The organism is Acinetobacter legionensis (genome assembly GCF_048552295.1).
In the GTDB taxonomy this organism is placed as follows: Bacteria; Pseudomonadota; Gammaproteobacteria; order Pseudomonadales; family Moraxellaceae; genus Acinetobacter.
Map to the genome: position 1 here is coordinate 123,975 of NZ_JBIMCW010000001.1, position 12,874 is coordinate 136,848.

14 protein-coding genes are annotated in these 12,874 nt (G+C 38.1%); 9 read left to right on the plus strand and 5 right to left on the minus strand.

Annotated elements, in window-relative coordinates; translation table 11 throughout:
* Positions 1-30 precede the first annotated feature (30 nt).
* The 6 genes from dapD to ACG916_RS00565 all read left to right on the plus strand — a co-directional run bounded on the left by dapD (position 31) and on the right by ACG916_RS00565 (position 4,033).
* Positions 31-852: a 2,3,4,5-tetrahydropyridine-2,6-dicarboxylate N-succinyltransferase gene (gene dapD / locus ACG916_RS00540; RefSeq protein WP_034612558.1), complete on the plus strand. Its 822-nt coding sequence runs from the start codon at positions 31-33 to the stop codon at positions 850-852.
* A 109-nt stretch (positions 853-961) separates the two neighbouring features.
* Entirely contained in the window at positions 962-1,672 is a 711-nt protein-coding gene (gene queE, locus ACG916_RS00545) for a 7-carboxy-7-deazaguanine synthase QueE (protein ID WP_419327165.1), read from the plus strand.
* A 36-nt stretch (positions 1,673-1,708) separates the two neighbouring features.
* Positions 1,709-2,380: a 7-cyano-7-deazaguanine synthase QueC gene (queC, locus tag ACG916_RS00550; protein WP_004717194.1), complete on the plus strand. Its 672-nt coding sequence runs from the start codon at positions 1,709-1,711 to the stop codon at positions 2,378-2,380.
* Between the two features lie 13 nt (positions 2,381-2,393).
* The gene (locus tag ACG916_RS00555) at positions 2,394-2,804 is read left to right on the plus strand and encodes a hypothetical protein (RefSeq protein ID WP_004717195.1); all 411 of its coding nucleotides are present in this window, start codon (positions 2,394-2,396) and stop codon (positions 2,802-2,804) included.
* Between the two features lie 65 nt (positions 2,805-2,869).
* A complete protein-coding gene (locus ACG916_RS00560) occupies positions 2,870-3,562 on the plus strand; it encodes a Dph6-related ATP pyrophosphatase (RefSeq protein ID WP_419327164.1) in 693 nt (230 codons plus the stop codon).
* Between the two features lie 9 nt (positions 3,563-3,571).
* Positions 3,572-4,033 (plus strand): peroxiredoxin, encoded by a 462-nt coding sequence (locus ACG916_RS00565; RefSeq protein WP_419327163.1) that lies wholly within the window; start codon positions 3,572-3,574, stop codon positions 4,031-4,033.
* Between the two features lie 156 nt (positions 4,034-4,189).
* Here the strand turns inward: ACG916_RS00565 and ACG916_RS00570 are convergent, their stop codons facing one another.
* Positions 4,190-4,792, minus strand: coding sequence for a LysE/ArgO family amino acid transporter (locus ACG916_RS00570; protein WP_419327162.1), 603 nt, complete (start codon positions 4,790-4,792; stop codon positions 4,190-4,192).
* Positions 4,793-4,971: 179 nt separating this feature from the next.
* Between ACG916_RS00570 and ACG916_RS00575 the strand changes: the two genes are divergently transcribed.
* Positions 4,972-5,862, plus strand: coding sequence for a LysR family transcriptional regulator ArgP (locus tag ACG916_RS00575; RefSeq protein WP_336951765.1), 891 nt, complete (start codon positions 4,972-4,974; stop codon positions 5,860-5,862).
* Between the two features lie 311 nt (positions 5,863-6,173).
* On the opposite strand, the gene ACG916_RS00580 is transcribed toward ACG916_RS00575, so the two are convergent.
* Positions 6,174-6,737, minus strand: a complete 564-nt coding sequence (locus ACG916_RS00580) for a YceI family protein (protein ID WP_336951766.1) — start codon at positions 6,735-6,737, stop codon at positions 6,174-6,176.
* Between the two features lie 62 nt (positions 6,738-6,799).
* Complete coding sequence (locus ACG916_RS00585) at positions 6,800-7,366, minus strand: nicotinate-nicotinamide nucleotide adenylyltransferase (protein ID WP_336951767.1); 567 nt, start codon at positions 7,364-7,366, stop codon at positions 6,800-6,802.
* 100 nt (positions 7,367-7,466) lie between these two features.
* Here ACG916_RS00585 and ACG916_RS00590 point away from each other — a divergent pair, with 100 nt between their 5' ends.
* Together ACG916_RS00590 and ACG916_RS00595 are read left to right on the plus strand one after the other, a co-directional pair.
* Positions 7,467-8,267 carry an enoyl-CoA hydratase gene (locus tag ACG916_RS00590; protein WP_004717217.1) on the plus strand — a complete coding sequence of 267 codons (801 nt, stop codon included), beginning with the start codon at positions 7,467-7,469 and terminating at the stop codon, positions 8,265-8,267.
* Positions 8,268-8,365: 98 nt separating this feature from the next.
* Entirely contained in the window at positions 8,366-9,124 is a 759-nt protein-coding gene (locus tag ACG916_RS00595; RefSeq protein ID WP_419330096.1) for a nitroreductase family protein, read from the plus strand.
* A 56-nt stretch (positions 9,125-9,180) separates the two neighbouring features.
* Here ACG916_RS00595 and ACG916_RS00600 read toward each other — a convergent pair whose 3' ends face one another.
* Both ACG916_RS00600 and gyrA read right to left on the minus strand, forming a co-directional pair.
* A complete protein-coding gene (locus ACG916_RS00600) occupies positions 9,181-9,495 on the minus strand; it encodes a YqfO family protein (RefSeq protein ID WP_419327161.1) in 315 nt (104 codons plus the stop codon).
* Positions 9,496-9,688: 193 nt separating this feature from the next.
* The gene (gyrA, locus tag ACG916_RS00605; protein ID WP_336951769.1) at positions 9,689-12,712 is read right to left on the minus strand and encodes a DNA gyrase subunit A; all 3,024 of its coding nucleotides are present in this window, start codon (positions 12,710-12,712) and stop codon (positions 9,689-9,691) included.
* Positions 12,713-12,874: the final 162 nt, after the last annotated feature.

Genomic DNA, 12,874 nt, shown 5'->3' on the forward strand with positions numbered 1-12,874 from the left:
ATCTTTTAAAATTTTTTGGGAAGGAAGATCATGTCTCAGCTTTCAACGATCATCGAACAAGCGTTTGAAAACCGTGCTAACTTTACAGCAGTAGATTGCCCTGCTGAAGTACGTCAAGCTGTTGAAGAAGCCATTGCTGGCTTAGATAACGGTACACTTCGTGTAGCTGAAAAAATTGACGGTGAATGGATTGTTCACCAATGGTTGAAAAAAGCTGTGTTATTGTCTTTTAAGTTAAATGATAACAAGCCAATCGAATCATGTGATCTTCGTTTCTATGACAAAGTAGAGACTAAATTTACAGGTTGGACTGAAGAACAATTTAAAGCTGCTGGTGTACGTGTAGTACCGCCTGCTGTTGCGCGTAAAGGTTCTTTCCAAGCGAAAAATGTAGTATTGATGCCTTCGTATGTAAACATTGGTGCTTATGTAGATGAAGGCACAATGGTCGATACATGGGCAACTGTAGGTTCGTGTGCCCAAATTGGTAAAAATGTTCATCTTTCAGGTGGTGTAGGCATTGGTGGTGTTCTTGAACCACTTCAAGCAAACCCAACAATCATTGAAGATAACTGCTTTATTGGTGCACGTTCTGAAATCGTTGAAGGTGTGATTGTTGAAGAAGGCTCAGTTATTTCAATGGGCGTATTCATTGGTCAATCGACTAAGATTTTTGACCGTGAAACAGGTGAAATCCATTATGGTCGTGTACCCGCTGGATCAGTTGTTGTTTCAGGCAGCCTACCATCTAAATGTGGTACGTATAGCTTATATGCTGCAATTATTGTCAAGAAAGTTGATGCTAAAACACGCGCTAAAACAAGCCTGAACGAATTGCTTCGCGAAGACTAATTTATATCCCCTCGTGGAATTTTAGTCATCTAGCATGGCAATCGCTTCTCATCTCTACGGTCAATCGTGATCGTAGAGATTTTTCATTTTGTAATCTGTGGTAAATTTCATGAATTCTCTTCGTTCTTCAACTATTCCTGTTTCTGATCCGTCTGCGGGGCTACGTATCACGGAGATTTTTTATTCATTGCAAGGTGAAGCCAACACTACGGGTTTACCTACTGTTTTTATTCGTTTAACGGGTTGCCCATTACGCTGTACCTATTGCGATACCACCTATTCTTTTGAAGGTGGCGAGCGCCAATCGCTTGACCAAATAATTCAAACAACATTAGATTATAAAACTCCTTACATCTGTGTCACAGGTGGCGAACCCCTCGCTCAACCCAATGCCTTACCCCTAATGCAACGTTTGGCAGATTTAGGTTGTGAAGTTTCTTTAGAAACCAGCGGCGCTTTAGATGTCTCTAAAGTCGACTCACGCGTTTCAAAAGTTTTAGATTTAAAAACCCCAACTTCGGGTGAGGTTGCACGAAATTTACTGAGCAATCTTGATCATTTAACCCAACATGATCAAATCAAATTTGTGATTTGTAATCGTGAAGATTATGAATGGTCTAAACAGCAAGTTGAACAATACGCTTTAGAGCAAAAAGTCAGTACAGTTTGGTTTTCTCCTGCTTTTGCAGTGGAAAAAGGTGCGGCACGTTTGCCTCAGCTTGCTCGTGATTTAGCACAATGGATTTTAGAAGACCATCTCCCTGTTCGCTTCCAGTTGCAATTACATAAATTGCTTTGGAACGATGAAACTGGTCGTTAAATTTATCGTCAATTATTAATATTTGGAGAGTTGGATATGCGCCCTCGTGCCGTAGTCTTATTATCTGGTGGCTTAGACTCAACGACGTGTTTGGCTTGGGCTCAAGCAAACTATGACTGTATCGCCCTAAGTTTTATGTATGGTCAACGCTCTACCACTGAACTCGATGCAGCCCGTGCTTTAACGCAACGCGCAGGTGTAGAACATCGTGTGATTAATATCGATTTAGGTAATTTAGGCGGTTCAGCGCTTACAGACCTTAACATTGATGTACCTGATCATGAAACAGATGGTATTCCTGTAACTTATGTTCCAGCACGTAACACCATTTTCTTGTCTTATGCACTTGCTGCTGCTGAAGTTTTTGATGCTCAAGCAATTGTAATTGGCATCAATGCTGTTGATTATTCTGGATATCCTGACTGCCGACCAGAGTTTATCGAGGCTTTTGCCAATATGGCTCGTCTTGCAACGAAAGTGGGTGTGGAAGGAAAGCCTCTTAAATTTGAAACACCTCTGTTACATTTATCCAAAGCGAATATAATACGCTTAGGTATCGAACATGGCGTAGACTATAGTCAAACGGTTTCATGCTATCAAGCAGATGACCAAGGACGTGCTTGTGGCAAGTGTGATAGCTGCCGACTTCGTAAAGAAGGTTTTAAGGATGCAGGTATTGCAGACCCAACACGTTATATACCGCAATAACAAGGTACTGTTTATGAAAAATTTAAAATCAAGTCTTATTCTTTCTGCTTTATTTTCAGCCTCGGCTTTAATGGGATCTACGGCTTTTGCTGCTGAATCAAATGCAGTTCAACAAGCCTATAAAAGCGCAAATGTGAAATCTGCGCTTATTGGTGTGTGTAAAACAGAAACTGCTAAAGGTGGTAAGTTAACTTCTGCGGAAGTAAGTAAATACTGTAGCTGTGCTGTTGAATCTGATGGTAAGTTAACCAATGATCAAAAATGGCAAATTCAAAGTGCCATTAACCAAAAGAAAAGCCCAGCGACACTGGCTTTCGTTCAAAAAAACAACCAAGACCTTCAAACATGTTTTGGTCCTCAGTTAACAGGTAAATTAAAAACCTTAACTGAAGAAGCAATGAAAGCTGCACAAGCGAAGAAATAATTTCTTCTTGTTGTGAAGAGCCTGCATATGCAGGCTCTTTTTACAATTGGATGATACAAAGCGATATGCTAGATCAATGGGACACTGTTCTACAGCAACAAAAGTTTGTTGCTTCATATAGTGGCGGTAAAGATAGTAGCCTTGCGTTATACCATGCTTTGCAAACTGGACAAGCCGTGGCTTTAATGGTCATGTTAGAAGAACATGGGCAAAGATCTCGTTCTCACGCCATGCCGCTGGATATCATTGATACTCAAGCTAAGCTGATTGGTTTACCAATTCTTAAAGCAGCAGCCACGTGGAATGAGTATGAACATCAATTTTTAAATCTGCTCAATCAAGCCAAACAGCTGGGTGCAGAAGCCCTTGTTACGGGTGATATTGATCTGATTGGACATGCGCAATGGAACCAATCTGTCTGTGAGCAAAGCCAATTACAGTTATGCATGCCATTATGGCAAAAACCACGGCTCGACATTGTGAGTGAATTGATTCAACTGGGTTTTGTCAGCATCATTGTGACGATTAATTTAAACCTCGGTATGCGGGTTGAAGATTTAGGTAGAATTTTAACAGCTGATTTTGTGAATGAATTAATTACACGAGGGATTGATCCATGTGGTGAAGCTGGTGAATTTCATACCACATTGATAGATGGTCCCATTTTTAAAAAACCACTTTTAATGCATAAAGGTGATATTCTGTATCATGAAAATTATGCATTTCTAGCACTTGAACTTAAACAAGATAGCATTTAAGGACAAACAATGACTGAGCAAATATTACTTCCGAATCAAAAATTCCCTACGACTACGGGTGAAATCAATCTCACTGAGCTCTCCACAGATTGGTTAGTTTTATATTTTTATCCAAAAGATTCTACATCTGGCTGTACCACTCAAGCGGTTGGTTTCTCCTGTATAAAAGACCAATTTGACGCTTTAAATACCACTATCATTGGTGTATCTCGTGACTCTGTAAAAGCACATCAAAACTTTACTGAAAAGCAAGCATTGACCATTAATCTGATCAGTGACAAAGAAGAAGAATTATGTAAACACTTTGATGTGATTAAAGAAAAAAATATGTATGGTAAAAAAGTGATGGGAATTGAACGCTCAACATTTATTTATCATCAAGGTAAACTGGTTAAAGAATATCGTAAAGTTAAAGCAGCTGGACATGCTGAACAAGTTTTAGAAGACTTAAAAGCACTACAAAAAGCTTAACTGCAAAAGTCCCTACTCGCTTTGAAGTTAACGCGATTTTAAGCGTGTCAGGGACTTTAGCAGTTTCTTATTGAGAACATACTCAAATCCGATATAGCTTATTCCTTCTTTTCTCATTAAAAATGATCATTATGGTGAGTTGACCAACAATACCAATTAAACCAGCAAAGATATTGCAATTCCCCACATGACTAATGCAATAATAAAATCTAATATTTGCCATGAGCGTTGATTTTGAAAAACGGGGAGTAAAAAGCGTGCACCAAAACCTAAGCTAAAGAAGAATAACCACGATGCCGTTACTGCACCAATCGCAAAATACAGCGCGGCGGTAGATTCAAACTTTGTCGATATAGAACCAATTAAAACCACTGTATCCAAATAAACATGTGGATTAAGCCAAGTTAAAGCTAAACAAATCAGAAGCATTTTCATTAGTTTGAATTCATTATTTTCACTCGGTTTTAAACCTGTCGATGTTCTGAAAGCTTGTAGAAAATGTTGTGCTCCATAGACCAATAAAAACGTTGCTCCGAAATACTTTGCCCAATCGACAAACTCTGGATGGGTTTGAATAACTTTTGAAAATCCAAGCACACCCAATAAAATTAAAATCGAATCAGATGCGGCACAGACCACGCAAACCCAAAATACATGTTGCTTCTTTAAACCTTGTTTGAGTACAAAAGCATTTTGAGCGCCAATTGCAATAATCAGGCTAAACCCAACAGCTAACCCCTGCATATAACTTTGCAACATTTTAAAACTACACTTTTAAAGTTTTGAATGGATTGTGCTATTATCCAAATTTACTCCTTTAAATGAGTATTTCTAAGTAAATATCATCTAAGTTAAGTTTTTCTTAGTTATTGGTAATGGGGTATTTTAAAATAACTCATCTCTTTATATAAAAACGTCCAATTTTTTAGAGGATCGGCATGTTACAAAGTAAGCATAGTGAAGCTTTTCTAGCGGTTGCCGAAACAGGTAGCTTTGAGCAAGCTGCTATTCGTTTGAACATCACAGCGTCAGCGGTAACACTACGTTTGCAAACTTTGGAAAAACAACTTGGACAAGTCCTGATCATTCGAGAAAGACCATGCAAAGTCACTCAAGCAGGCCAGGAAGTGTTACTTTTTCTACAACATCATCGCTTGATGGAACAGAATTTAATTCAGAGTCTTCAAGGACAAAGTTCACAATCACAATTTTTTAAATTAAACATAGCCACCAATGCCGATTCATTGGTGACGTGGCTATTACCCACAATTCAACACACCTTACTTACAGAAAAAATTGCTATAGACTTAAAAATTGATGATCAAACTCAAACCCATCACTTACTGGAAGCGGGATTAGTCAATGCCTGTATTTCAACCGAATCGAAACCAATGAAAGGCTGTGAGGCGATTCATTTAGGTACAATGAGTTATAGGATGGTTGCTACACCGAATTTTATCCACACTTACTTTCAGCATGGTATTCAACGTGAAACATTACGGCATATCCCTGCTGTTATTTTTAATGATAAAGACCACGTGCATGCCGAAGTTTTACAGCAAGTTTTTGGCTTGATGCCAAACAGTTATCCATGCCACTTTATTCCTTCTGCAACATCTTTTGTAGATGCGATTTTGCTCGATTTGGGCTATGGCATGGTACCTAAAATGCAAATTCAAAAAGAATTAGTAACAGGACAATTACTTGAAATCATACCCAAAGCAAGAACCGATTTACATCTATATTGGCATCATTGGAAACAACAATCTAAGCAACTGGAAAAACTCACTTTGGATTTAATTAGTAATACTCAGTCTATTTTAATCTAAGCACATGCTAATACTATTTGATTAATAGCGAATTCAAATCACATGTAAAGAGCCCAACCATATCCCAGATTGAAATTTCATACATTTGACGAGCTAAACCCTTAGCTTGCGTTACAAAAAATTGTGCTTTGTTCTAGTACTCAGAGTTAAAGTATCTAAGTACCAAAAAAATTGTCGAATGAGTGAATCGTCCCCGCGTAAAAATGATATCCGTATCGCTATGCGATAGATATACAATAAATAATTGAACAATAAAAAAAGTAAAACTACGTTATAGATATTATGCTAATTATGTTGGGCACTGTACGTTATTACTTTATCCTCCACTGCCCAGACACTTGGATATTCACTTTTTCTCCAACGCCACCCACAGCTTTTTTCATTCCGAAATCACTACGCTTTATGACTGTAGTAGAACTAAAATCCAGCAATTTTGGATTATTTAGATTGGGTTTAATTGTTGCATTAAAAGTTACAGGCTTAGTCACATTACGCAAGGTTAAATTACCTGAAATTAGATACTTATTATTAGCAAGCGGTTTAAATGCCATACTTTTAAAAGAAGCGGAAGGATATTTAGCAGCGTAAAATAAGTCTTCACCCATAATCATATTTTTTAAAGAAGATTTATTAATGCTTAGGCTATTTACATCCATCACAAATTCAGTAGATGCATTTTGCGGAGCGCTCGTATCAAAATTAAGGGAAGAATTAACACGCTTAAATTGCCCTTTGACGATGTTCATACCCAATGAGTCGATATGAAATCCAACATCACTATTGGGTGTCAATGTCCAAGACGCGGCATAGCTTGAAATCGAAATAACGAAGCTACCCAATAAAACTCCGTTTATAGCGACTGATTTAAACTGCATGCAATACTCCATTCATATTCTATATATTTCTATTCAGTGTATTGCAATGCACACAAAAAACATTAAAGATTTGATTTGTCTTGCGTTTGGTATTTGTACTTTAATTGTTGGTAAATTTCCGTTTTCTGAAATTTCTCTAAAAACTCAGCTGTGCCCAAAGGAAACTCGACCTGATAAACTTCACCACGATAATATGCCTCACGTAGTGGGGTCGCAGAGATAGAGCCAACTAAACTATCCAATTCAACCATTTGCCATTCTGGAAATAGTTTTAAGTAATAAGATGAATCATCTTTAAAGTGACCAATTAAACCAATCTTATCAGTCTCTAAAACTGTAGCATTCACCAAGGACTTAACCAGCTCTACCCATTTAGTATCATTATAAACATCAATAACATGTACAAATTTGATTCGTTTTTGATCCGCTTCAGAAAAATTAGATAAAATCATTTGTTCCCGTTCTGATGCCAGAAAAGGATTTTTAGTATTCCGTTCATTTTGCGCAGAACCCAAGGCCAAAATTACATATTGGCTTTGTTGTAATGCAATTTTAATAGTTTGCATATGCGCGAGATGAAAGGGCTGAAAACGTCCAATATAAACAAGATAATCAAATTTATAAGTCATAAAAGTAATTTTTATGAACTCATCAGTTGCAACAGAATTTCAAATATGCGACATAATGAGGGCATAAAATCCAATTAAATTTTAAAGCAAGGATAGTACGATGACACTTAGTTGTATTCAACAGCCACATCAACATTTAAACGCAAATTTAGAGAATGGTGTACTGACTTTAGCAATTAATCGACCAGAAGCAAAAAATGCACTGTATGGTGAATTATATCTATGGATTGCAAAAGCCCTAGATGAAGCTGATCAAGATCGTGATGTTCGTGTGGTAATCTTACGTGGCGCAGATGCTGACTTTAGTGCAGGTAATGATATGAAAGATTTTATGGCTTTCATTCAACAACCACTTGAAGGTAAAGAAGGTGACGGCCCTCCATTTGTATTATTAAAATCTGCTGCACGTTTATCTAAACCATTGATCTGCGCAGTACGTGGTGTGGCGATCGGGATCGGAGTAACAGTACTTTTACATGCTGACCTCGTTTATGCAGACAATACTGCCCTATTCCAAATCCCATTTGTCAGTCTGGGACTTTCTCCTGAGGGTGCTTCCAGTAAACTCTTAATTCAACAAGCGGGATATCATAAAGCGGCTGAATTACTGTTAACTGCACAAAAATTTAACAGTGAAAAAGCGCTCAATGCTGGCTTAATCAATAGTATTGAAGACGATGTATATGGTCACGCTTTACACCAAGCACAGACCCTAGCAGCACTTCCGTTGGCTTCAATCAAACAAACCAAAGCATTAATGAAGCATAATCTTGAAGAGATTATTCAATGCGTGGATGATGAAGCGGTGATCTTTATGCAACGCGTTAAATCACCTGAAATGGCTGAAGCCGTTGCCGCATTTATGCAAAAGCGTAAGCCAAACTTCTCTCAATTTAATTAATTGAGAGAATCTGTCAAAAGCCACTGCATGACTAATATTCAGTGGCTTTTGTCATTTTGAATCCAATAAAACATATCATTTAATTATGGGTAAAGATCATGTCACAAGATACAACGACCAAGAAGCGCTATTACGAACCCGCTCCACAAGATATCGATATTGAAAATTTCCGTAAAGTCATAGAAAGTCGTCGCTCAGTACGTAAATACACTGAAAAGCAAATTCCTGCCGATGTTTTAGATGCTTGTTTAGATTTGGCTTTATTGGCACCAAACTCATCAAATCTTCAGCCTTGGACGTTCTATGTGGTTCAGTCTCAAGCGAAAAAGAAACAATTAGTCAAAGCTTGTTTAAGCCAATTATCAGCAAAAACAGCCGCAGAACTGATTGTATGTGTGGCACGTATTGACCGTATTGATGAAATGGCAAAAAACAATTTAACCCATTTCCCAATGCCAGAAGCGCCAAGAGCTGTAAAACAATATTATAAATTTATTGCATATAACTATAAAACAGGTTATCTGAATGCTTTAGGTAACTTTAAAAAGGTGGCTTTTAAAGTAGCACGCACTTTAGATAAACAACTTCCTGTCACTGCATTCAACCCAGCTGATGCAAAGCTTTGGGCCAGTAAAACAACAGCCTTGGCTTGTGAAAACTTGGTACTGGCTTTACGTGCTTATGGTTTTGACAGTTGCATGATGGAAGGTTTTGATGAACCCTTAGTTCGCAAGATCCTCAATCTAGGTGATAAAGAATTTCCAGTCATGGTGATTAGTGCCGGTGAACGTGCTGAAGATGACGTATTCTTCCCACAATACCGTTTTGATCGTGATTTGTTTATTCAAAAAGTTTAATTTTAGCTTATAAATTCCACCTCTTTGTTCAGAAGAGGGTTAAGATTTTTAAACTATTATTCAATATCAATGATTTGAATAAACTCAAAAGCAGGTTCTTCATAAGGATGACTTGCTTTTAAAGCGATTGCCACTTGTTTGGCCTTGTGTTCAGGAACGATAGTTTCCACTCGCCATTCAGGCAATTGCTCTAAATGATCTAACTCGCCTATAAAAGGCTGTGCACCGCTTAACGGTTTAAATTGCCCTATTCCTAACACTTGCCAAGCGCAATGTTCATAATCACCAATACCACCCGCTCCTGCTTGAAAAATTGCAAGTTTGGTTGCTTCAAGGTGTGATTCTGGAACATAATAGATCAGTTTAAGCATATTATTTTATAATCAAAAACTTGATTATAGCTTTGTTCGTATTTACTTTTACTTATTTTTATTTGGTTTTCGTTAGAAAAAAGCTATGTATCGTTAGCTCAATTCATAAGATTTAAACAGAACTGTAGATTTTATAAGCTTGATCAGAATACAAAAAAAGAGCGCCTAAGCGCTCTTTTTATTTCTCTAAAAATTACTCGTCAGATTCAGTATTATTAGACTCAGTCTCAACTTGATCCATAACGGTTTCATCATCAACTAATTTTTCTGAATCAATTAAACTCTCTGACTCTAAAGTAGTCTCGCCTTCAATTACATCTAACTGATCGATAATCTCATCATCAGCTTCGACAGCTTCAACCGCAACCACACCGACCAAGACTTCTTCATTACCTAAGCGGATCAAACGAACACCTTGGGCATTACGACCTGTTCTCGCTACTTCAGAAGCACGGGTACGAACCAGTGTTCCACCATCAGAAATCAACATTAATTCTTTAGATTCATCGATGGCAACAGCACCCACTAACTCACCATTACGTTCAGATGTTTTAATTGCAATAACACCTTTACCACCACGTTTTTTAGTTGGGAAGTCATCTACTGGTGTACGTTTACCATAACCATTTGCAGAAGCACATAATACTTCGCCAGTTTCTGGTACAACAACTAACGAAACGATTCGGCTAACCACATTGGTATTCGAATCTATAGTATCTTCATCATCTGAATCTACATCAACTTCAACATCTTCTTCTGTTTGTGCCGCAGCCAATGCCACACGCATACCACGAACACCTTTCGCAGTACGACCCATCACACGAGCATCAGTTTCAGAGAAACGGATTGCTTTACCTTCATTCGAGAACAACATGATTTGCTGTTCGCCATCAGTAATTGCAACACCAATTAAAGTATCTTCTTCTTTCAACTCAATCGCACGTAAACCATTTGAACGAACATTACCAAACTGCTCTAATTCAACACGTTTTACTGTACCTGATGCTGTTGCCATAAATACATAGAAGTTTTTACGAACACTTTCTACACGTTCAGCAAATTCAGCGATTAATTCATCATCAAGATCAGAAGCAGAAAGTTCAATACCAATTTCTTTGAGTTGCTTACGTAAAGCATCTGATAAGTCATCTGGATTTTCACCAAGATCTGCAAACGCAGCTTTTAGTGCTTCATAATGTGAGTCGATAATTGTATTTTGACGCAGTTGAGCAACGTTGGCACGGACAAAAGTTCTAAACTCTGTTAAACGCTCTGTAAATTTCTTCGGTGCATCGATAACAGGAAGAATCGCTGTAATGGTCTCTTCTGCATCCAGTGGTAATAAGTTCACCATTGGGCGACCTTTTGCACCACGTGACGCTTGAGGTACTTCAAATACTCTTAAGCGATAAACTTTACCTACATTGGTAAAGCACAATACAGTTGCATGGTTCGATGTCACAATTAAATGTTGAATATAATCGTCTTCTTTCATCGAAGTTGCAGATTTACCACGTCCACCACGGCGCTGTGCAGCATAATCAGACAATGGTTGCGTTTTTGCATACCCTGTTTTTGAAACAGTTAAAACAACTTGCTCTTCTGGAATCAAATCTTCACGAGAGAAATCAATACGTGATTCAACAATATCCGTTTTACGTGCATCGCCATATTGTTGAAGAACCAATGCAAGTTCTTCACGAATCACATTCATCAAAAGATTGAAGTCATTTAAAATTGCGGTAAGTTCAGCAATTTGAGCTAAAATTTCAGAATATTCAGCTTGTAATTTATCTTGTTCAAGCCCTGTTAAACGATGTAAACGTAATTCTAAAATTGCACCAACTTGAGCTGGAGATAAACGATAAAGCTGACCGTCTAAACCAAATGGACGACTTGGATCTTCACCTTCAATCTCATCTGGGCGAACTGAAATTGCACCCGCTTTTTCTAGCAATGCAACAACATTTCCACCCGCCCATTCGCCAGCAAGTAAACGCTCACGTGCTTCAGCTGGATTCGCAGAAGTCTTAATGGTTTCGATGATTTCATCAATATTGGCTAAAGCAACAGTCAAACCTTCTAAGATATGACCACGTTCACGCGCTTTACGTAATTCAAACATGGTACGGCGCGTCACCACTTCTTGACGGTGACGAATAAATGCCGCAATGATGTCTTTTAAATTCATCAGTTTAGGTTGGCCATTATCCAAGCAAACCATGTTGATACTGAATGAATTTTCAAGTTGAGTATTTAAAAATAAGTTATTAACAATAACTTCAGCGTTTTCGCCACGCTTTAAGTCAATTGCAATACGCATCCCGTCTTTATCAGATTCGTCTCGAAGTTCTGAAATACCTTCAAGTTTTTTCTCTTTGACCAATTCAGCAATACGTTCAATGGTTCTTGCTTTATTGACCTGATAAGGAATTTCAGTGAAAACAATCGTCGTACGACCAGTTTTTTGATCTTCTTCAAAATGGTATTTACCACGAATATGCAAACGACCTTTACCCGTACGGTAAGCATCTACAATTCCTGATTTACCATAGATAATGCCGCCTGTAGGGAAATCTGGACCAGAAATATATTCCATCAACCCTTCAATTGAGATGTTTGGATTATTTGCATAAGCCAAACATGCATTAACTACTTCTGTCATGTTGTGTGGCGCCATGTTGGTCGCCATACCGACAGCAATACCTGTCACACCATTGATCAGTAAGTTAGGAATACGTGTTGGCATAACCTGAGGAATACGCTCAGAGCCATCGTAGTTATCTTCCCACTCGACTGTATCTTTTTCCAAGTCAGCTAACATTTCATGGGTGAGCTTACGCATACGCACTTCGGTATAACGCATTGCTGCTGCGCTGTCACCATCGACAGAACCAAAGTTACCCTGACCATCAACCAATTGATAACGTAGACTAAAATCTTGAGCCATACGAACAATTGTTTCATAAACAGCTGAATCACCATGTGGGTGATATTTACCGATTACGTCACCAACAACACGTGCAGATTTTTTATAGGCTTTGTTATAGTCGTTGCCTAACTCGTGCATAGCGAACAGCACACGACGATGAACAGGTTTTAAACCATCTCTCACGTCTGGTAATGCACGAGATACAATAACACTCATGGCATAATCGAGATATGAGCTTTTTAGTTCATCCTCAATGGCAATCGGTCTAATTTCCGATACGCTCATGCATACTCCTTATTACAAACAGTGCAAACTGCTACTGCTCATTTATATAATCTAGCTAGTCAAAATTTAGCTCAAAAAGCGTTGAGCCAAAATCTAAAATTCAGTCGCACAGTATAGCATAAAACCAAGCGATTTTGTGCCTATCCAACCACACTATAATCA